19 protein-coding genes are annotated in these 21649 nt (G+C 45.8%); 13 read left to right on the top strand and 6 right to left on the bottom strand.

Annotated elements, in window-relative coordinates; translation table 11 throughout:
* Positions 1-46: 46 nt before the first annotated feature.
* Together ACQQ6X_RS25000 and ACQQ6X_RS24995 are read left to right on the top strand one after the other, a co-directional pair.
* The gene (locus ACQQ6X_RS25000; protein WP_305167460.1) at positions 47-460 is read left to right on the top strand and encodes a DUF350 domain-containing protein; all 414 of its coding nucleotides are present in this window, start codon (positions 47-49) and stop codon (positions 458-460) included.
* Positions 461-696: 236 nt separating this feature from the next.
* Entirely contained in the window at positions 697-1773 is a 1077-nt protein-coding gene (locus ACQQ6X_RS24995) for a Gfo/Idh/MocA family protein (protein ID WP_305167459.1), read from the top strand.
* A 49-nt stretch (positions 1774-1822) separates the two neighbouring features.
* On the opposite strand, the gene ACQQ6X_RS24990 is transcribed toward ACQQ6X_RS24995, so the two are convergent.
* On the bottom strand, positions 1823-3292 hold the full coding sequence (locus ACQQ6X_RS24990) for an MFS transporter (RefSeq protein ID WP_305167458.1): 1470 nt from the start codon (positions 3290-3292) through the stop codon (positions 1823-1825).
* Between the two features lie 165 nt (positions 3293-3457).
* Between ACQQ6X_RS24990 and ACQQ6X_RS24985 the strand changes: the two genes are divergently transcribed.
* Positions 3458-3880, top strand: coding sequence for a MarR family winged helix-turn-helix transcriptional regulator (locus tag ACQQ6X_RS24985; protein ID WP_305167457.1), 423 nt, complete (start codon positions 3458-3460; stop codon positions 3878-3880).
* A 132-nt stretch (positions 3881-4012) separates the two neighbouring features.
* Here ACQQ6X_RS24985 and ACQQ6X_RS24980 read toward each other — a convergent pair whose 3' ends face one another.
* Positions 4013-4591, bottom strand: a complete 579-nt coding sequence (locus ACQQ6X_RS24980; protein ID WP_305167456.1) for a TetR/AcrR family transcriptional regulator — start codon at positions 4589-4591, stop codon at positions 4013-4015.
* 188 nt (positions 4592-4779) lie between these two features.
* On the opposite strand from ACQQ6X_RS24980, the gene ACQQ6X_RS24975 reads away from it, so the two are divergent.
* Complete coding sequence (locus tag ACQQ6X_RS24975) at positions 4780-6003, top strand: MFS transporter (protein WP_305167455.1); 1224 nt, start codon at positions 4780-4782, stop codon at positions 6001-6003.
* Positions 6004-6017: 14 nt separating this feature from the next.
* Here ACQQ6X_RS24975 and ACQQ6X_RS24970 read toward each other — a convergent pair whose 3' ends face one another.
* Together ACQQ6X_RS24970 and ACQQ6X_RS24965 are read right to left on the bottom strand one after the other, a co-directional pair.
* A complete protein-coding gene (locus tag ACQQ6X_RS24970; protein WP_305167454.1) occupies positions 6018-6446 on the bottom strand; it encodes a DUF3995 domain-containing protein in 429 nt (142 codons plus the stop codon).
* A gap of 12 nt (positions 6447-6458) precedes the next feature.
* Positions 6459-7013 (bottom strand): TetR/AcrR family transcriptional regulator, encoded by a 555-nt coding sequence (locus tag ACQQ6X_RS24965; protein ID WP_305167453.1) that lies wholly within the window; start codon positions 7011-7013, stop codon positions 6459-6461.
* A gap of 547 nt (positions 7014-7560) precedes the next feature.
* Between ACQQ6X_RS24965 and thrS the strand changes: the two genes are divergently transcribed.
* Entirely contained in the window at positions 7561-9474 is a 1914-nt protein-coding gene (gene thrS, locus ACQQ6X_RS24960) for a threonine--tRNA ligase (protein WP_149035254.1), read from the top strand.
* A 155-nt stretch (positions 9475-9629) separates the two neighbouring features.
* Here the strand turns inward: thrS and ACQQ6X_RS24955 are convergent, their stop codons facing one another.
* Positions 9630-10430: a GTP pyrophosphokinase gene (locus ACQQ6X_RS24955; protein ID WP_142613581.1), complete on the bottom strand. Its 801-nt coding sequence runs from the start codon at positions 10428-10430 to the stop codon at positions 9630-9632.
* Positions 10431-10707: 277 nt separating this feature from the next.
* On the opposite strand from ACQQ6X_RS24955, the gene ACQQ6X_RS24950 reads away from it, so the two are divergent.
* The 3 genes from ACQQ6X_RS24950 to ACQQ6X_RS24940 are packed head-to-tail and all read left to right on the top strand — an operon-like array spanning position 10708 to position 12856.
* Complete coding sequence (locus tag ACQQ6X_RS24950) at positions 10708-11169, top strand: S-ribosylhomocysteine lyase (protein WP_013369209.1); 462 nt, start codon at positions 10708-10710, stop codon at positions 11167-11169.
* Between the two features lie 5 nt (positions 11170-11174).
* A complete protein-coding gene (locus tag ACQQ6X_RS24945) occupies positions 11175-11945 on the top strand; it encodes an SDR family NAD(P)-dependent oxidoreductase (RefSeq protein WP_305167452.1) in 771 nt (256 codons plus the stop codon).
* Between the two features lie 29 nt (positions 11946-11974).
* On the top strand, positions 11975-12856 hold the full coding sequence (locus tag ACQQ6X_RS24940; RefSeq protein WP_305167451.1) for a MetQ/NlpA family ABC transporter substrate-binding protein: 882 nt from the start codon (positions 11975-11977) through the stop codon (positions 12854-12856).
* Positions 12857-12923: 67 nt separating this feature from the next.
* On the opposite strand, the gene ACQQ6X_RS24935 is transcribed toward ACQQ6X_RS24940, so the two are convergent.
* A complete protein-coding gene (locus ACQQ6X_RS24935) occupies positions 12924-13763 on the bottom strand; it encodes an AraC family transcriptional regulator (protein WP_305167450.1) in 840 nt (279 codons plus the stop codon).
* 240 nt (positions 13764-14003) lie between these two features.
* On the opposite strand from ACQQ6X_RS24935, the gene ACQQ6X_RS24930 reads away from it, so the two are divergent.
* The 5 genes from ACQQ6X_RS24930 to ACQQ6X_RS24910 all read left to right on the top strand — a co-directional run bounded on the left by ACQQ6X_RS24930 (position 14004) and on the right by ACQQ6X_RS24910 (position 21629).
* Positions 14004-16187, top strand: coding sequence for an alpha-galactosidase (locus ACQQ6X_RS24930; protein ID WP_305167449.1), 2184 nt, complete (start codon positions 14004-14006; stop codon positions 16185-16187).
* A 119-nt stretch (positions 16188-16306) separates the two neighbouring features.
* Entirely contained in the window at positions 16307-18088 is a 1782-nt protein-coding gene (locus tag ACQQ6X_RS24925) for a sensor histidine kinase (protein ID WP_305167448.1), read from the top strand.
* Positions 18085-19635: a response regulator transcription factor gene (locus ACQQ6X_RS24920; RefSeq protein ID WP_305167447.1), complete on the top strand. Its 1551-nt coding sequence runs from the start codon at positions 18085-18087 to the stop codon at positions 19633-19635. The genes ACQQ6X_RS24925 and ACQQ6X_RS24920 overlap by 4 nt, the downstream gene beginning before the upstream one ends.
* A gap of 87 nt (positions 19636-19722) precedes the next feature.
* The gene (locus ACQQ6X_RS24915) at positions 19723-20676 is read left to right on the top strand and encodes an ABC transporter permease (protein WP_305167446.1); all 954 of its coding nucleotides are present in this window, start codon (positions 19723-19725) and stop codon (positions 20674-20676) included.
* Between the two features lie 14 nt (positions 20677-20690).
* On the top strand, positions 20691-21629 hold the full coding sequence (locus tag ACQQ6X_RS24910; protein WP_064796667.1) for a carbohydrate ABC transporter permease: 939 nt from the start codon (positions 20691-20693) through the stop codon (positions 21627-21629).
* Positions 21630-21649: the final 20 nt, after the last annotated feature.

Below are 21649 nucleotides of genomic sequence, written 5' to 3'. Positions count from 1 at the left end.
CTTATCTGTTCCTATTCATTCACAAGCATCATAAGGAGGAAAAAAATTGGACTCTCATATCAGTTTGGGCAACGCATTGGGCAATGTAGGCATCGGCCTGCTTATCTTGTTTGCCATTTTAATCGTGGGTTATTTTGTGTTCAGCTTGCTGACACGTTATAACGATAATCAGGAAATCGCACACGGCAATGAAGCGGCAGGCATCTACATGGGTGCAAAGCTGCTAGGTCTGTGTATCATCGTGGGCATGGTGTCGTATAGTAGCCATTCATGGCTCGATATGCTGACCTGGTCGGCCGTGGGCATTGTAGTGTTGTGTCTGGTCTATATTATTTTTGATCTGGTGACACCGCGCACCAAGGTGTGTGAGGAAATTGCCAGAGGCAATGTGGCTCTGGCACAGATGCTGCGCTCGATCATCATTGGGGTATCTTTTGTCGTAGGTACATTTTTGATGTAATCGATGTAGTCGATCTAAAGAAGAAGTACAAAGGATCTGCAAAACCGGACAACGGAGCTGCAGATCCTTTTTTTATGGGGAATTATATTCACGGTCTAGTATCTGTCTGTAGAAGTAAAAGTTACGGCGCTCACTTCTGGTGGGACTATTCTACAAAGCTACAGGTGATACTGCATAGCAAAAGGGAATGTCTTACATATATCAAACCAAATTGTTGAGAAGGGAATTCTGAATATATGAGTACTTCTACTTCCCCAACTATCCCCATTCGGACGGGGATTATCGGCTTGGGCCTGATCGCTGAATATCACATCAGATCATTAAACAGTATGTCAGGGGTATCGATTGTGGCCGTTAGTGATGTAAATGTGAACCGCCTTCAAGCCATCGGAGAACAACTGCAACTGCCTGCTTCCAAGCGGTATCCCCATTATGAAGCACTGATCCGTGACTCAGAGGTAGATGCGATTTTGTCGCTGACACCCAATGATGTGCATTTTGACATTATTCGGATTGCGCTGGAAGAACACAAGGCAGTACTGGCAGAAAAGCCATTGACCCTCACATGGGAAGAAACCGATCAGCTGAAAAGGCTGTATACCGCGAATCCGGTGCCTTTGCTGGTTCACTACAAGCATCGCTACGGCGCGGCCTTCCAATATACCAAGCAGCTGCTGGCTGAGAATAAACTGGGTAAAATTTACAATATTCAATTCCGCTATCTGATGGATGCATTTTCACCGTATCGTCAGCATCCGTATACATGGCGACATAATTTAGCCAAGGCGGGCTCCGGAGTCGTGGGGGATACTGCCTCACACATTATTGATCTGGCCCGTTTTCTCGTTGGTGAATTTAAAAGCGTCGCGGCGCTGCTGCATATCATTACACCCGAGCGGTCTGATCCGGTCACGGGTCTGCCTGTAAAAGTGGACGTGGAAGATCTCGCCGCCTTCCATGGCATCATTGGCGATAATACCGTGGGTACCTTTATCACTCACAAAAATGCCATCGGCAAGCGCCACGATATCGAAGTGGATATTTACGGTGAGCTCGGTACGCTGCATGCCAGCCTTAATAATCCGGAAAGTATTCGTATCGTGCTGCGTGACCTGGAACATCCGGATGCCGAATACGAGACTTGGGCTGTTCCTGCAATCTATAATCATACAGCCGATGGCGACTTTGTTAAGCTGGCAAGAGGGGAGTTCGTAGATCGAGCCCCCTTGTTCGATGACGGATACAAGAATCAATGGGTACTTGAGAAAATTCTGCAATCCTGGAGAGAGAACGGACGCTTAGTAGAAGTGTAAGAGGATACGTAATCCTCATTACAAAAGCCTGTTTGGCTTCCTGATGGCCCTACCTCTTTTCTTGCTGCATTCTTGCCCGTCTAGCCCCGATCAGCCTCCAGCCTGTTAACAATGCCGCTACAAGACAGATGGACGCAGATGTCATAAAGACTACATGCATGCCTGACAGAAAAATTTCAGGGTGTCCCGGCACCAATCCGGTGACCCGATATCCCGCCTCTTTACTCATAATATAAAAGAGAATAGATGTGGCCAGCGTAATCCCTACAACCATACCGACGTTGCGCACCAGTGAATTAACACTTCCGGCTGAGCCGAGCTGTGTACGGGGGACCTTGGACATAATCAGCGAGTTGTTCGGCGATTGAAATAAACCACTGCCAATACCCAGCATGGCAATCCACAGACCGACGAGCGGGATGGAGCTGCCTGCATGCAGCTGGGCTAATCCAATTTGGGCAACGACCATAACGACCAGCCCGGCGAAGGTCAGCAGCTCAGACCCGATTTTATCAGACAGCGCACCGCTGAGCGGGGCTACGATAACCATAGAGATGGGGAACAGCATCAGCAAAAATCCGGCATAAAATGGCGACAAGTTCAGCATATTCTGTGCATAGAAAGGCGAAATGATGTTAAAGCAGAAGTTTGCGACGAACACCAGAAAAGCACACAAAATACTAAGTGAAAACAACGGGTTTTTGAATAATGTGAGCTGTAACAGCGGCTGTGGACGACGAAATTCCAATCGAATAAATGTGGCAAAAGCAACTACCGCCACCACCAGCGAAGCAATAATACGTGCGTCTCCATACCCGACCTGCTGTCCCAGTAACAATCCGACGAACAAGGTGAGAATGAAAATGGCAAACACCAGGCTACCTGGAACGTCGATCTTATCCTTCACCTTGATTAGATCCTTCGGCAGAAGCCTCCAGCCCAGAAAGACAGCGATCAGGCCTATCGGTACATTGACCCAGAAAATGTATTGCCAACCTAGCGAGGAGACAATAATACCGCCCAAGCTCGGCCCGGCGATACTACCCAAAGAAACGAAGGTTCCGATGAGGCCAAGCGCTTTGCCCCGTTCAGTAGACGGGAAGATATCTGTTACGATCCCTTGGCTGTTCGCCATGGTCATGGATGCTCCAATCGCCTGAATAATGCGGGAAATCAGCAATAGGGAGAGTGAGGAGCTAAGACCGCACAATAGGGAGCCAAGAATGAATATGATCGTACCGATTTTGAATATTTTGATTTTACCAACCATATCCCCTAGCTTGCCAAAAAATAAAATAGCGGTACATATCGCCATTAAATAGGCGGTTGTCACCCATTCAATCTGTGCCACAGGTAAATGTAACGTGCGGGACAATACAGGAAGAGCAATATTAACGATGCTTCCATCCAGGGTGGACATAAACGTAAACAGATTTAAAACAATCAAAATCATCCAACGTTTCTTCTGAACTTCGATATTTTCTTGATAGGTTGCAGCAGTTGTAGCAGTTGAACTCATTATGAACACCTCTTTATCGTTGGCAGTTCTTTCTTTAGTTGCGTGCGCAACTAAATGAACGGTTCTAGTGTACAGCAAATTAGTTGCGTGCGCAACAATAGTATTGTAAACTTTGTTTTGGTCCCAGCTGGGGATTGCCATTTTCAAGCCAATGAGGTGTATTTGATGAGAAAAAAACCGATTGGAAAGCTAATTTCCCACCTGTACCGTCGAAATCAAAAAATATTGTCCAAAAAACTGGCTCCTTATGGAATCGGTAGTGGGGGACAACACAGTTTCTTAAAAACTATTTTGCAGCAGCCGGGCATTACACAGGAGCAGCTCACGAATGAACTTAAATTTGACAAGGCAACCACAGCCCGCTCTGTAAAACAATTAGAGGAATCAGGCTACATTGAACGTAAAACGGACCCGAATGATCGTCGTTCCCAACTTGTGTCTCCCACGGCCAAGGCGTTAGAGTTCGCTCCTGTCTTACAAGGAATATTGGACGAGCTCAATGCCGGTCTTGTCCACAATTTATCCGAAGAGGAAGAGGACCTTTTGATCGACCTGCTGCAAAAGATTAGTATAGACCCTGACGAATAAGCAAAACAGGAGTTAGCTAGAGAATCGCGGCAGGTAAAAGAAAAGATAAAAAAAAAGATAAAAGAAAAAAAGCAGCCATTCACAGAAAATACCCTGTGGTGGCTGCCAGCCCCGCTATATAGCATTCGCCATTTAGTCCAAGCTAATTCCTTCGAACGCACTCATGACTAATTGTCGTACATAGGCATCGTCTAATGGATAACCGGTCACCAGCAAACGATAAAAAATCGGTCCATAAATGAGATCGATACATAATTCAACATCGAGATGCTCCTTCAATTCCCCGCGCTCTATTCCCCGCTCAATAAGATGCCGGGCTTCAAGTCGCCGGGGATGAAAATACCGGGTTCGGTATGCCTCTGACAACCCTGCATCAAGTTGCCCTTCGCCAATTAACTCCGTAATAATTTTACCTTCTCGACTGATTAGGAACCGTACTAAATTCGTAGCATGAATGAGAATATCGTCTAGTACACGACCCGTGTCGGGTACAGGCAATCTTGCCATGGTAGCTGACAGGAAGCCATCCATGACTACGGCAGCTTTGTTAGGCCACCATTTATAAATGGTGGCTTTGCTCACTTTCGCTCGTTCAGCAATTTTTTCTACCGTTACCGCTCCAAAGCCTTGCTCCAACAGTAGATCATAGGAGGCGGCAAGGATAGATTTTTGCGACTCGACATTACGCGGACGTCCTCTTTTATTCTGCACTGGAATGCTCACCTTCCACATAGATATAGGAAAACACAAAATACAAACTGTACGTTCAGTATATCAAATAATAGACAAAAATAAAAAGTTTAATTTGCCTATTTACAAAACGAAACGTTCAGTATATTATTTGGTTATCGAATTAACGAACTATACGTTCAGTATTTAAATTATTGAGGAGGATTATCATGCAAAGAAAACAACAAGCCGTAGAAGGTAACCGGATTTCAAATTGGATGATGTTTCTGTTGGCAGCCGCATGCGGCCTTATTGTTGCCAACCTTTACTATGCTCAAACCCTTGTAGGGCCTATTCATGTAGCGCTAGGCCTTTCTTCCACAACCGCGGGCTTCATTGTCACCTTAACTCAAATCGGTTATGTTGTAGGACTGCTGTTTATCGTACCGATTAGCGATATTATTGAAAATCGACGGCTCATGGTCGTATCGCTCATCATTACAGTCTGTGCATTGCTTGTTGCTGCCTTCGCTCCCAATGCCACGTTGTTCCTGACCGCATCCTTGTTCATTGGAGTTGGATCTGTAGTAGCCCAAATATTGGTACCGTACGCTACCTATTTAGCATCCGAAGAACAGCGCGGCCGGGTTGTCGGGAATGTCATGAGCGGACTCCTGCTAGGCATTATGTTCGCACGTCCATTGGCAAGCTTCATAACCAGCATTTGGGGATGGCAAGCCGTATTTATTATGTCAGCCATTGTTTTGACGTTGTTGACGATTCTTCTCTCGCGGGCTCTTCCAGAGCGCAAGCCTGTACCTACGGTATCTTACAGTAAACTGATTCTCTCGCTAGGTACTCTTTTCAAACAAACGCCTGCATTGCGCCGTCGTGCCTTATATCAAGCCTGCTTATTTGGTGCCTTCAGCCTGTTTTGGACGGTTGTTCCTCTACGCTTGGCGGATGATTTCGGCATGTCTCAGCAAGGGATTGCACTGTTTGCTCTAGTAGGTGTAGGCGGCGCAATAGCAGCTCCGATTGCCGGGAGATTGGCTGATAAAGGCTGGAGCAAAGGTTTAACCGGGCTAGCTATGGTCATTGCCGCCTTGTCCTTTTTGGTCATCTATATTTTTCAAAGTCATTCGACGGCTGCGCTCATCCTTCTCTTTGTTTCAGCGATTACACTGGACATGGCTGTATCGGGAAACCTGGTGCTTGGACAGCGTGTTATTTACTCGCTAGGAAGTGAAGCGAGAGGGCGTCTGAATGGATTATTCATGTCTATCTTTTTCATAGGTGGAGCGATTGGATCATCATTAGGTGGTTGGTCTTATGCGTTGGGTGGCTGGAATTTCAGCGCTCTGATTGGAGTCATTTTGCCTGTGCTGGCTTTACTGTATTTTTTCACTGAGAAAGAAACGAATGGAGATGTGCGAAAGAAACAAATCGGGTAAAGGTCAGCTTTAAGCTATGCCGTACGTAAAAGCATCATCATTAAAATGGCTGTTCCCAAGAGAAAACAAAGGGGCGAATAGAGCACAGTATCCCATTTTGCAAAAACCGTTCCTTTTTTTCTCTTGAAGAACCCTACCCATTTGAAATCTCCTATAGAACGTAAAATAAATAAACATGACAACAAGCCTGCACCATAGGAATAGAAGAAATGGAAAAGTCGAATTGGTACGACTCTCCCTAACTCCAGAACGAACCAAGCGGCTAAAGCTAGTAAAATGGCAACAATCGACGTCCCTATTTTGGAGGGTTTAAAAAGCAAATCCGTTCCCGTGCTTGGGATCGCTGCCTTAGCACCTTTTTGCCCGCCAAATACCCAATATAAATGCATGCCGCTCAGTACCAATAAAATTCCGCCAACTGCCCATGAAAGTAACACCAACATCTCACATCCTCCTTAATTAGAAATCCACTCTGTCCAAATCATATGAATATGCTGCTGAATGGCTTCTTCACTTAACGTCTCTTGCTTGTGACGCTCATACCAACCCAAATAGTAATGGTACAACATCCATGACCTCTGCGAGGCTTTCTCTGGCTGCATTCCCTTCTGGATTAAAAGTTCTTTCATAAACTCCATTCTCATCTGCTCGACTTCGTTGAGCAAGGAACGGTAACTATCGTCCTTCAATGACAGCTTGCGCAGATAAAACAGAAAGTCTCCCCGTTTCGTCTTGCCGAACATCTGGGTTAGTACCTCTTTGATCCGCTCATCTGCGGTCGCATGGGTGATGGACGCGGCCATAACCTGTTGTGTCGTCTGTGCCTTCCATGTCTCTACAATCTGTCTAATATAGCTGCTGCGATCGGTAAAATACCAATAAAAACTGCTCTTACTACACCCTAAAGCAGTAGCCATTTTTTCAACAATGAGTTGATCCATTCCGCCCTGTTCAAAACGTTCCATTCCTTTTTGAATCCATTGTTCTTCTGTGACAATGATCTTAGGCATCTCTTCTGCTCTCTTTCTGTACGGTATCGTCTAGATAAGAAATATTTTACAGTGTATTTAGTGGGGTGTAAATATAGGCCTATTCGTCTTCATAGCCGGATGATAAATAAGACAGAAACTTACATAAACGTCCACTTGAAATACCTGCGAATTTGATCTATAATGCTGTAGCATATAGTAATATTCAAGGCATTGACCAAAGACATGATTTCCTTGAAGGGCCGTTCAGAGAGAAAAGACGAGGCTGAGAGCTTTTCCGGCAACCGCATGTGAAGTTACCCCTTTGTAGCCGTGACGTTGAACGTGTAACTGTGCAAGCTGGCAGTGGCATCAGTAAGCGCCCACCGATTTATCCCCGTTAACGGATACCAATGGAGGGTCACGCAGGTCGTGCATGAGCATGTTTGGATGAACATGAATGTATGTACAGTAGCGGGCCGAACTAGGGTGGAACCACGAGCTGAACGCACTCGTCCCTTGAGGGAGAGAGGCGTTTTTTTGCGTTCAATTTTGATATAGCACACAATTTGAAATGGAGGCTTTAATCGTGAGTATTCAAGTGAAATTGCCGGATGGAGCCGTACGCGAGTACGAGCAGGGCGTAACCATCGCTGACGTGGCGGGTTCGATCAGCTCCGGGCTGAAAAAGAACGCAGTAGCAGGTAAAGTAAACGGGAAGGCTGTCGATCTGAACACCGTTTTGGATCAGAACGTTGACCTTGAAATTATTACGCTGGACAGTGCGGACGGTCTGGAAATTTACCGTCACAGCACAGCGCATTTGCTGGCACAGGCGCTCAAACGCATTTATGGTGAGAAAAATGTGAAGCTGGGTATTGGCCCAGTCATTGACAGCGGCTTCTACTATGACATTGATATCGAAAACCCATTGTCCGTTGACGATCTGGCGAAGATCGAAAAGGAAATGGCGAAGATTACGCAGGAAAATCTGCCGATTACACGTCGTGTGGTCAGCCGTGAGGAAGCAACTCGTATTTTTGGTGAACTGGAAGATCCATTGAAGCTGGAACTGATTCGTGATTTGCCGGAAGAAGCGGAAATTACAATCTATGATCAAGGCGAATTTTTTGACCTGTGTCGTGGCCCGCATTTGCCATCCACTGGCCGCATCAAAGCTTTCAAACTGTTGAGTGTAGCAGGTGCATACTGGAGAGGAGATTCCAATAACAAGATGCTGCAACGTATCTACGGAACAGCATTCCCTAAAAAAGCTCAACTGGATGAGCACCTTCACTTGCTGGAAGAAGCGAAAAAACGCGACCATCGCAAGCTAGGTAAGGAACTGGAACTGTTCATGTTCTCCGAAGAAGCTCCTGGCATGCCGTTCTACCTGCCTAAAGGTATGGTGGTGCGTACTGCGCTCGAAGATTACTCCCGCGACATTCAACGTCTGCATGGCTATGAAGAAGTGCGTACACCGCTGATGATGAACAACCGTCTGTGGGAGCAATCGGGACACTATGATCATTACAAGGAAAACATGTACTTCTCCGAAGTGGATGAAACTACATTTGCTCTGAAACCGATGAACTGCCCGGGGCATATGCTTGTGTTTAAAAATGAACTTCATTCTTACCGCGATCTGCCGATTCGTATATCCGAATTTGGACAAGTGCATCGTCATGAGCTGTCCGGTGCGTTGAACGGTATGATGCGTGTTCGTACATTCTGTCAGGATGATGCGCATATTTTCGTTACTCCAGAACAGATTGAAAAAGAGATTACGGACGTAATCAAGCTGATTAACGAAATGTACAGTGTGTTTGGCTTTGAATTCACAGTGGAATTGTCCACACGTCCAGATGACTTTATGGGTGAGCCAGCGCTGTGGGATCAAGCGGAACAAGCTCTGCAAAACGTGCTGGAGCATTTGGGTATGAACTACCGTATTAATGCGGGAGATGGAGCGTTTTACGGTCCGAAAATTGACTTCCACATTCTCGATGCGCTCAAACGCAGCTGGCAGTGCGGAACGATCCAATTGGACTTCCAAATGCCTGAGAAGTTCGATCTCACTTATGTGGGCGAAGACAACCAGAAGCACCGTCCAGTCGTTATTCACCGTGCCATCTATGGTTCGATCGACCGCTTCATGGGCATCCTGACTGAGCATTTTACAGGTGCATTCCCATTGTGGCTGGCTCCTGTTCATGCGAAGCTGTTGCCTGTATCCGAGAACTATATCGAGACTGCCAATGAGGTGCAGGAAGCATTGCTGAAAGCGGGTCTGCGTGTCGAAGTGGATACTCGGAATGAGAAGCTCGGTTATAAAATCCGTGAAGCGCAATTGGAGAAGGTTCCATACATGTTCGTTATCGGGGAAAATGAAAAAACAACCGGTACTGTAGCAGTGCGCAAACGGGGCGAAGGCGATCTGGGATCATTCAGCATTGCAGACATCGTTGAGAAAATCAGCACAGAGATTCGCGAGAAGCAGTAATATTTGATTGAAACAAATGTGTAAAAGAGCCGTCAAAACCAGAAACATAGTGGTTTTGACGGCTCTTTATTTATACATCATACATAAGCTCCTAAGTTCCAGCACAAGGGGGAGCAACCCCATTTGAATGCTTTAGTTATCCCGTGCCTGTATGGCTAGCAAGTCTGTGACCGAGAAGTAGCGTGATCTGCGGGAAGGGAGAGTGTCTTTAGAGCTGACTCCTCAGCTCGTTTCCCTGGAGACTCTTCCACATCCTGTTCCTCGCTAAGCGATAAAATTTCCCCGCGCAGCTTGAGCATTTTCTGATCCAGTTCGTAGGTTGCACGTGCAGCTTCGGCCAACCCGTTAACTACGTGTTCGGGCACTTTCTTATCAAACTTATAGTACAAAATATGCTCCATACTGGCCCAAAAATCCATAGCCAATGTGCGCAATTGAATTTCGACCTTAATCCAGCGTGTGCCCTCAAACAGAATCAGTGGAATCTCCACAATGACATGTAGGCTCTGATAGCCGTTGGGCTTAGGATGGGCAATATAGTCCTTGACCTCCAAAATACGAATGTCTTCCCGTGTGCGGAGGTGATCCATCAGGCGATAGATATCTTTGACAAATGCGCATACCACACGCATGCCTGCGATATCATGAATTTCACGCAATATATTGTCCAGGGTGACCTCATGCCCTTTGCGCCGAACCTTCTCTACAATGCTGTGGGGTTCTTTGATCCGGGTTTTAATATGCTCAATCGGGCTAAAACCATCTATTAGCTTCCATTCCGTCTGAATCAGCTTAATTTTGTTCTTTAATTCCTCCAAAGCTAGTTGATAAAGGACAGGGATCTTCTTCCATTCCTCTAGCTGCTTGGCGTCCACACTGTTCTGGTCCAGCTGTAGCTGAAATTCCTGCAAGGGCAAAGGGACAGCATTCAAGTGCTTCCAATCCGGTTCATTCACAGAGCATTCTCCTAAATGAGGCTTACGATGTCCTCGATCTATTTCGTAAAGATGGATTACCGTATATATTGTACACTATGTCAAAACGTACAGGCAAAGGAGAGGCGGACAAAGAAATGAAAAACAAAATAATAATTATTGTGGTAAAACCGAGTAATCCGATGTATAATTGCAAAAATGCTGATTTAAAGCATTAAACTTTTAAAAAAATAGCACGAGTATTGAGTAGTCGTCATTAGACTAAACATAAAAATTACAGAAAATGAGGATGAGGAAAATGGCAAAAGTAGAAAGCTTCCAATTAGACCACACGATTGTAAAGGCTCCTTATGTAAGAGCAGCGGGAGTAGAGCATGATGAAAAAGGAAGCACGGTACAAAAGTATGACCTGAGATTTCTGCAACCGAACGAAGATGCACTGCCAACAGCTGCTGTACACACGCTGGAGCATTTATTGGCGACGTATCTGAGAGATGAAATCAAGGGAATTATTGATATTTCTCCTATGGGCTGCAGAACAGGTTTCTACTTGATTTTATGGAATGAACACGAGCCTGAGGAAATTGCACTCGCTTTGGAAAAAACGCTGAAAAGAATTCTGGAAACGACAGAAGTTCCGGCTGTTACTGCATTGGAATGCGGGAACTACAAGGACCATTCTCTTTTTTCAGCACAGGAATATGTGAAGATTGTATTGGAGGCTGGCATTAGCCGCGATCCTTTCAAAAGAGTATTTTAAAATCTATGATTTCAATAGACCTATCTCATCAGACAGCAGTAGTGACAGGCGGCAAGTCAGGTATAGGCAAAGGGATTGTAGAGCTTTTCATTCAAAGTGGAGCTAAAGTGATTTCTGCTGATATTTCTTATGAAGAGCCGTATAGAGTGGTCCATTCACAGTTGGTCGAAACTCAATTGGACATATCCAAGCCGGATGATATCGAAAGATGGTGCGATTTGCTCATCAGCGAAACGGGAGTTCCTGATATATTGGTGAACTGTGCTGGCACTTCTACGATGGATTACGTCATTAATAGTAAGTTAGCTGATTGGGAGAAGGTATTTTCGATCAATTCAACCGGACTGTATGTCGTATCCAAACGGTTTGCCAAGGAAATGGTGGACGCGGGTAAATCTGGACGAATCATCCAAATTGCTTCTCAGGCTGGAAAAAATGGATATCGGGCTATGGGTGGATACTGTGCATCCAAACATGCGGTTCTCGGCTTGACCAAGGTGATGGCCATTGAACTTGCTCCGCACCAAATTTTGGTGAATGCGGTTTGTCCCGGTATTGTAGAAACGCCGATGAAGCATCGCGAGCGGATTGAAGGGGGCGTTATTCGCGGAATGACTGCCCAGGAAATATATGAAGAAGATTGTTCGCAGGTACCTTTGGGGAGAACCGCCGAGGTCGAGGATGTCGCCAATGTAGTGCTCTTTCTGGCAAGTCCGCTCTCCGCATATATGACAGGACAAGCGATTAATGTAACAGGTGGAATGACGATGCACTAGCATACTAGCATGATCTGGGGGATAACAACATGAAGAAATCGTTCGTTTTACTATTAGGGATTAGTTTATTACTCGTAGCCGCAGGCTGCGGCAATAAAAGTACAGACAGTAATGGCTCCAGCTCCGCTTCCGGTTCGGAAACGCAAAAGATAGTCATCGGCTCTATGGGGTCTGACTCTCAGATTTGGAGGCATATTGCCCAATCTCAGGCGGCCAAGGATGCCAAGCTGGATATTGAAGTCAAAGAGATTAACGGCGGAATCGAAACGAACAATGCGACGAGACAAGGCGATGTGGATGTGAATGCGTTCCAATCGTGGGCGTATCTGGTGAGCTATAACAAAGAGAGCAAAGCCGATTTGAAGGCGATAGCCACAACCTATCTGGAGCCGATGGGGATTTATTCGCAAAAATTCAAGAGCATTAATGAAGTGACCGACGGAGCGTTGGTGGCTTTGGCGGACAATCCGGCGAATACAGCAAGAGGTTTGAGGCTGCTGGAAGCCTCCGGTTTAATTAAGCTTAAACCTGATTTTGACGATGCCTTAGGTACAGTCAACGATATTACTAGCAATCCTAAAAACCTGAAATTTGAACTAATCGATGATAAAACAGGTCCGCGCGTGATTCAAGATGTAGGCTTGGTGTTGATTGGGAACACGATTGCTTTGGAAGGCGGTCTGAATGTACTGAAAGATTCCTTGTTCCATGAAGAGATCAGTCAGTCGACAAAGAACAATATTAACGTTCTGGCTACTTCATCCGATAAGGCAAATGATAAGGGACTACAAAAGTTAGCAGATCTCTATCATAACGAGGATACTCAAAAGTACATTAAGGATGAATTTGGCGGCACCAAAGTAGAGGTTAAAGAGCCTGTTTCTTATTTGGAAGGACAAACTGCAAAATAAACAAAAAGAGGTCAGCCAGATTTTCTGGTTGACCTCTTTTGTTCGTTTGAGGCTTCTATTCGTAATTTCAGTAGTCGTTTTGGGTTTGAGCATGAGTTTCGGCTCGGTAATGCTTGGGGGAGAACCCCTTTATCTTTTTAAAAATTTTTGAGAAGAGTAAAGGATCATTGTAGCCGACTGAACGGGAAATATCGCCTATCGAAAGTTCAGCGTTTCCCATCAATTCACAGGCTTTGTTGATTCTATAGCGAATCAAATAATCCTGAATGCTTGTGTTTACTCGTTGTTTGAATAGTGAACATAAATAGCTTCGATTGAGACCGATAAAATGTGCAATGTGCTCAATGGTAATTTTCTGAGCATAATTCATTTCGATAAAGTCCTTCACTTTTTCAACGTAAATTTCTGCCCGACCTTCCTTTTGGTCGGAAGACGCTGCCGGACTGAACTCTATAAGCTCTGATAACATTAAGTAAAGCAGCCCGGTCAGTCTGGTTTCCCGACCCTTAGGGCATTCACTTGATTCGTTCATTTGCTGCAAGTACTGATAAATCAAATGGTCTCCTTCAAAGTAGAGGATTGGTGACGTCATCGTCAGGCCCGCTTGCCTGAGAAGTGTTTCTGCCAGTGTCCCATTAAAGCCAAACCAGCAATAAGACCAAGGGTTTATGGCATCGGCTTGATAATAAGTGATGACTTGCGGGCAGATTAGAAACCACTGTCCTTTCCGCAGGCGGTAGCTGAATCCACCGACCTCAAAGATCCCCTCTCCGTCCAAAATATAATGGAGCAAATAGTGATCTCTTATCGCAGGTCCAAAAAAGTGACTGGGTATGCATTCCTCTATGCCAAACTGAGTGAGATACAATTCAGAGTGTTGTTTACTACGTGGCAAATACTCTATCACGGTAAAATCCCCTTATGTAAATTATCAAGCATTATAACATAAATAGTGAGCACCATGCCATGTACTTCATATCTAAAATTAATATATGATTTCTGTAGAACCTACTGCTATATTATTGTATCTTATCAAGCTTTACACCATATGAACTTAGTTGATGACTGTTACAAAATGCTTCTTCTGAGTGCCTTTTTAGGTGTGGATATCTGATGATTACTATTTATGAGAGGGGTTATTTTCCCAATGGGTATCATTGTTCAAGAGCAACCGGGGCTGTTTCATTTACAGTCATCTGGCATGAGTTATATTATTCAGATTGTCGATGGATTTCCTGTGCATGTATACTGGGGAGACAGGTTGAAGCACCGTGAGCCCATGGCTGATCTATTGCTTCACACTCCCGCGACGGCTGGATTGGATCGGCTGCCGCAAGAATACCCACAGTATGGAAGTGGGGACTTCCGTACCCCGGCGTATCAAGTAGAACTGGAGGATGGAACTCGCATCACGGAGTTAAAGTATGATGGTTACCGGATCATCAAAGGGAAGCCAGCTTTACCCGGCCTTCCGGCCGTCTATACCGAGAATGAAGCTGAAGCGGATACGTTGGAACTGGAATTAAAAGATGCCTTTTCAGGTCTTAAAGTGGTTCTTCTTTACACTGTCTTTAAGGATCGAAATGTAATTGCCCGTTCGGCTCGTCTGAGTAATGGGGGGGAACAAAATCTTCGACTCCTCCGTGCGCTAAGTGCCAGTGTCGATTTCTCGGGAAAAAGCGATTTAGAGTTCATGTATCTTTCGGGAGCATGGGCCCGGGAAGGGAATATTACCCGCAAACCGATTTTGCAAGGTGAAACCCGAATTGATAGTAAAAGGGGCATGAGCAGTCACCAGCTTAATCCTTTTACTGCATTGGTCACGCAGGAGACAACGGAGCATCATGGTGAGGCATTCGGCTTTAGCCTTGTGTATAGCGGGGGATTTGAGGCGGGAGCGGAATTAGATTCATTTGGCTCTACACGGTTTAGCATTGGTGTAAACTCCTTTGACTTTTCATGGTTACTGAACCCAGGGGAGAGCTTCCAAACGCCAGAAGCTGTTATGGTTTACTCCAGTCAAGGGCTGGGAGAAATGTCGCGTACATATCATCGTTTGTATCGGACTCGGCTTTGCCGAGGGACATATCGGGATGAAGAACGCCCTATTTTGGTCAATAACTGGGAAGCTACCTATTTTGACTTCAATGCAGATAAGCTGGTATCGATAGCGAAAGAGGGGGCAGAGCTAGGCATCGAACTCTTCGTCCTGGATGACGGTTGGTTCGGCAAACGGGATTCTGACAATTCGTCTCTCGGTGATTGGTATGAGGATCGTCGGAAGCTACCAGACGGACTCGCGGATGTTGCGAAACGTATCAATCAATTGGGACTTAAATTCGGGCTTTGGTTCGAGCCGGAGATGATCTCCCCAGACAGTGAGCTGTACCGGAAACATCCGGACTGGTGTCTTCATGTTCCAGGGCGGAGACGTAGCGAAGCCAGATGGCAGCTGGTGCTGGACTATACTCGCAAGGAAGTGCGCGATTACATCTACGATTCGCTGGCAGCCATTTTCTCCAGCGCCCCGGTCTCTTACGTGAAATGGGATATGAATCGCTGTCTAACAGAAATGGGTTCCGCCGAACTGCCGCCGGAGCGCCAATCCGAGACTGCCCATCGCTATGTTCTTGGATTGTATGAGCTGCTGGAGCGCATCACTACCGATTTCCCGCATATTCTTTTTGAAAGCTGCTCAAGTGGCGGAGGACGCTTTGACCCAGGCATGCTTTACTACATGCCTCAAGTCTGGACTAGTGATAACACCGATGCGGTGGAACGCCTGAAGATTCAATATGGAACCAGCCTTGTCTATCCCGTAAGCGCCATCGGAGCGCATGTGTCGGCCGTTCCGAATCATCAAGTTGGACGCATAACCCCCCTTGATTTTCGAGGTGATGTGGCCATGTCCGGAAATTTTGGATATGAGCTTGATCTCACGAAATTTACTGATGACGAAAAAGAGACGGTCAAACGCCAAATCGCAGTCTACAAGCAGATACGCGGCTTAGTACAGAAAGGTGACTTGTATCGCCTAAAGAGTCCGTTTGAAGATAACGAATCGGCTTGGATGTTTGTTTCTGAAGACCAAGAGGATGCCGTCGTCTACTATTTCCAAGTGATGGCTGTCCCGAACGCGCCTTGGCGAGCTCTGCGTCTTGACGGACTAAATCCAGAACTCGAATATGAAGTTCAGTCAGGAAATAGCGGGCAAAAGTCTATCCATGGGGGGGATCGGCTTATGAAGTTGGGCCTCCCTCTTGTCTACAGACAGAAAGACTATGAAAGTGGATGGTTCAGGCTTCGGGCAATAAGACCCGGCAAGGCTTAAGGATCAGAACAACAGTACAATTGCCAAAAGAGAGAAAAACAATCGATGGAGTTATGCCCCTTTTTGTATGAAAAGGGGCATTTTGCGCGTATCAGCGTACTGATCGGGGAGGGCAAGTCGTGTTTTTTATACGAATGATGAATGACATGAAACTGAGAAAGAAAATGACGCTTACATTCATTTCGGTAGCTGTTCTTCCCTTGTTGTTATGTGGCCTGTTTCTGACGGGGAAGCTTCGAGAGGCCGTCATTAAAGACGCCTTTATGCAAGTGTCCAACAATGTTGGGCGGGTCCGAAATCGTACAGAAGAATTGATCAAAGTGCCGCTGGACATCTCATACCGGCTGACCAATGACAATCGGATGAAAATGGTAGCCAGCCAGAAGTATGACAGCTACCTCGAAGTCATTCAGGCCTACCGGGAGTATACAGGTATTCGTGACTACCTCCAGTTGTACAAAGAGATATCCGGCATCCGTGTCTATGTCCCTAATCCTGGAGCACTTAACAATTGGGAATTTATCCAGCCGGATGATAGGATCATAACCGCAGATTGGTACAAGGAGGCCATCGCGCAGAAAGGATTGGCCGGCTGGAACTTAATCAAGGATGAGAGGGATGATGCCGATTATCTCAGCCTGATTCGTTCATTTTCAGTGGATTCACCAGGGCGAAAAGGGGTTCTGGTCATAAATGTGAACCAGCGCCAATTAAATTCAATCCTGAATCAGGAATCGTTCCCTACCTTGATCGTGGATAGCCGGAATCAGATTGTCGTGTCCAATGAAGCAGAGTTGTTCGGGAAGAATCTTTCTGAAATTCATGCCGACGAAAATATACTTTTCCAACAGGAAGGAAGTTACAACACACTCATTAACGGAAAAGCATCGAAAGTGGTAATCGCCAATCTAACTCCACAAAACAGCTGGAATGGACTTCGCATCATTTCCGTTTTTTCCGTTTCTGAAATTACACGAGATGCTAATCAAGTGATATGGGTCGGCGGAATCGCGATCACGGCTAGCCTGATATTTGCAGCCTTGCTGATCTATGCTTCTGCTTCGCTATTATCCAGAAGGCTTCTTCGCTTGAGTAAACATATGACCCAAGTAGGGGCGGGTTCATGGGAAACCTATCTCCATATCGACGGAAAAGATGAAGTTGGTCTACTATCGAGGGAATTTAACGCGCTCGTCAGCAGCGTAAATCATCTGGTTCAGGAGGTCCAAGAGACGAATCGCCAGAAAAACCTTGTGGAGCAAAGACAAAACGAGATTAAGTTCAAAATGCTGGCGAGCCAGATCAACCCGCATTTTCTCTTCAATTCTCTAGAGTCGATTAGAATGGAGGCCCACATTCGCCAACAGGACGATATCGCTAAAGCAGTCTGGCAGTTGAGCGCGTTGTTGCGCAGCAGTCTGGAGGCTGGTAACGACAAGATTCCACTGCGTAAAGAGCTTGAGCAAGTATGCTGTTATCTTGATCTTCAAAAATTCCGGTATGAAGACCGTTTGGAGTATCGCTTAACGGTTGATCCGGATGTAGAGGAAACGTTGGTTCCACCTCTGATTATCCAACCATTGGTGGAGAATTCTATTGTACATGGTCTGGATAATCAAGCAGAAGGAGCTGTTATTGAAGTGAAAGTTAAGAAAATCCCGGAGGGGGTTCGAGTTATGGTGTGTGACAACGGCGCCGGTTTCACGGACGATCGTCTCGCCCTTGTACGAGCAGAGCTTGCTGCATCCGTACATGAACAGGAGGTCCAGCGAATTGGACTACGAAACGTAAATGATCGTCTCGTCTTACTGTATGGGACCTCTAGTGCCTTACATATTGAGAGTGAGCCTGGGGAAGGCACTTGTATACAGTTTTTCATACCTGGGGGTGAATCCGCATGATTAAGGTAGTCATCGTTGACGATGAGCCGAAGCTTCGCCAAGGGCTTCAAACGCTGATTCCATGGGAAAGTCTCGGATGTATCGTTACAGCTACGGCAGCCAATGGAAAAGAAGCGTTGGGCGTCATCGAGGAAAAAGCTCCTGATGTCGTAATCGTCGATATCCGCATGCCAGTTATGGATGGTCTGCAGTTGATCGAGCACTTGAGATCCGGCGGTCATCATATGCATTTTATGATCCTTAGTGGATATGCCGACTTCGAGTATGCCAAACAAGCGATTAAATACGGGGTGTTCGGCTATCTCCTTAAACCAGTCGACATTGATGAAATGTCGTCCAGTTTAAAACAGATACGCGAGCGGATCGAAGAGGAGCGCCTTCAAGAGGAATGGCGTAAGAGAGAGGGTATAAATCGCGATTTATACCTGCACAGTCTGCTTGTCCCTCAAGAGAAAACGGAGGATCCTGCCAAGTTGAGAAGTAAAGCAATAGAAGCGGGTTTGTTATGGACCAGCTACGAAGTCGTGGTCGTCTACCCGCGTGTTTCTGAAGTGGACCGTTCAGATGTCGCATACCAGCTTTCGAACGGATTGAAGGCAAAGATCGAGGGGCAGATGATGGGGCTTGTTACAGTAATCCCCCCGTATACAGTCCTGTTGCTCAACGCGCCGCTGCGCGGAAAAGAACGGCGTGAAATTCTGCACAATGAGATTCATAGTGTTGCGGATAATGTTAGGTTCGCCGCTGCAACCGGAGGGGCCGTATCTGCTCCTGAAGATATTTATAAATCTTTTTTAAAGGCCCAGGAAGCGGTAAAACAATCCTTTTTCAGCGAGAAGAATCGACTGCTAGGTCCGTATCCTTTCTTTTCTCCTGCGCTTGATTCCCCCCGATTGTCTGCTGATAAAGCTGAGGATACGATGGAGGAATTCATCTTCCGCCTGTATTACAGTCTGGAAGTAGGAAACCAAGCCGCCATACTGCCGTTATTGAACGAGACGGCAGCATTTTTTCTCAAACAGGGGCAAGACGAGAAGTCGATCAAAGAGTCGTTCTTTTTTCTATCCAATGCGATCATTCACAAGCTGACCGCGGGTTTTTGTATTGAGTTGAAAGAGACGGAGGAAGTTTCCCGTTTTTTGAATGGGATCTACCAGCATGATCATCTACATGATCTATTGGAAGAAACCCACCGTTTCCTGCTAACATTGGCGCAAGACTCTGAATCCCGTGGAAAGGAGCAGGAATTCAAAAAAATGATCGACTTCATTCACAAGCATTATGCAGACAACCTGAGACTGGAAGCGTTAGCCGGGCTGCTAAACTATAGTACCGCCTATTTGGGCCAGCTTTTTAAGAACAAGACGGGAGAGTACTTTAATACCTATCTGGACCGAGTCCGTATCCAAAAGGCCAAGGAACTGCTGGGTCAGGGAATGAAAGTATACGAGGTCGCCGAAAGCGTCGGCTATACAAGCGTCAACTACTTTTACAGCAAATTTAAAAGGTATGAAGGCCGTTCACCGTCGGAATATAGGAATCCATAATTTGTGGATGATTTTCTCCGAAATCCGTTGTATGGGCGCTGACTCCTCTCTGTCTTATGATGGATTTTAAGAGAGGGGATGACAGAAATGAAAGCGGTAACAGCGGTTTCGGAAAAAACATACAAAAAAAAGAGGAATGCTTGGGAGGTATTTAAAAGCCAGCGGTATCTTTACTACATGTCCATTCCGTTTGTTGTTTGGGTTTTTATCTTCCAATACTTGCCGCTATGGGGTTGGACAATGGCTTTTCAGAAATATAGACCCGGTTTGAGCTTTTTTGAACAGAAGTGGGTAGGCCTGGAGCATTTTCGTACTTTGTTCCGAGATGAACATTTCTACCAAGTGCTGCGGAATACACTGGCAATGAGCCTTATGGGACTGATTGCTGGTTTTATTGTACCCGTTGTCTTTGCTCTACTGCTTAACGAGGTTCGTATTCAGGTTGTAAAACGATTTGTTCAAACCGTATCTTACCTACCGCACTTTGTTTCATGGGTAGTTGCTGCAGGCATTGTCACCAAAATGCTTTCAGCGGATGGCGGTGTCGTAAACGATGTGCTCATGGGTCTAGGCATCATCGATCAGCCAGTCCAGTTTATGGCCCAAGGTAAATTATTTTGGTGGGTTGTAACTTTCGGAGACATCTGGAAGGAAACCGGTTGGAACGCCATTATTTATCTGGCTGCCATCGCCGGTATTGGTCCTGAATTATACGAGGCTGCGCGGGTGGACGGCGCTAGCCGATTACAACAAATGTGGCACATTACGCTGCCGGGGATCCGGTCGACCATTATCATTCTCCTGATTATGTCTATTGGCCATCTGCTCGGTACGGGATTCGAGAAACAATTTCTGCTGGGCAATCACCTGGTCATCGATTACTCTGAAGTACTAGATTTGTATGCGCTTAATTATGGTCTGGCGATGGGACGTTATTCTTTCGGGACAGCCATTAATATCTTCAATTCGGTGATAAGCCTGATCCTATTGTTTGCGGCTAACGGAATCTTTAAGCGCTATACCAACGAGAGCATTATGTAAGGAGGAGAATGGACATGGAGGCTGTCAAAAGCACTACGCCGGTCGGCGGATTAAACAACAAGCTTCAGGCGAAATCACTACAAGACCGAATCCTGGGGGTAGTTGTTTATGTTTTCATGATTGTGGTCACCGTTCTGACGATCTACCCGTTCTTAAATGTGCTAGCTATCTCTTTTAACGATTCGGTAGACACCATTAGAGGTGGGATCACCATCTGGCCAAGGCAATTTACTCTGAAGAATTACGATTTGATTTTCACCTATGAGGGGTTAATCACTGGGTTCAAGATCTCCTTTCTACGAACCGTCATTGGCACCGTAGCGGGCCTGGTCAGCGGTTCGATGCTTGCTTATACACTTGCACGAAGTGATTTTCAAGCTAGAAGGTTCATCTCCATCTTTCTGGCCGTCACCATGTATGTTTCAGGAGGGTTAATTCCAGGTTTTATCCTGATGAAGGAATTGCATTTAATTGATACATTTGCTGTCTATATTTTACCAGGTCTTGTAAGTGCGTTTAATGTCTTCATTATTCGTTCCTTCATTGACGGTCTGCCTTATGCGCTACAGGAATCAGCCAAGCTGGATGGTGCCAACGATTTTACGATCTACTGGCGCGTTATTCTTCCTCTTTGCAAACCAGCATTAGCGACCGTAGCGCTCTTCTTGGCAGTAGGACAATGGAACTCTTGGTTCGATACTTATCTGTTTAATGGGTCCAACGAATCGTTGACGACCCTGCAATATGAATTGATGAAAATTCTGCAAAGTACTACAACAAGCGCAACCAATTCCCAAGACGCTGCCAATATGGCGGAGCGTATGGCACAGGTTTCACCGGAATCCGTTAAAATGGCAATCACCATCATTGTTACCGTGCCGATTCTTATCGTCTATCCTTTTCTACAAAAATATTTTGTTAAAGGTATGACGCTTGGAGCGGTAAAAAGCTAACACGAGGCAACATTCATTAT

The organism is Paenibacillus ottowii (assembly GCF_050516475.1).
Taxonomy (GTDB): Bacteria; Bacillota; Bacilli; order Paenibacillales; family Paenibacillaceae; genus Paenibacillus; species Paenibacillus ottowii.
The sequence above is the reverse complement of the archived record's forward strand: the minus strand, read 5'-3'. Positions and strand labels throughout refer to the sequence as shown.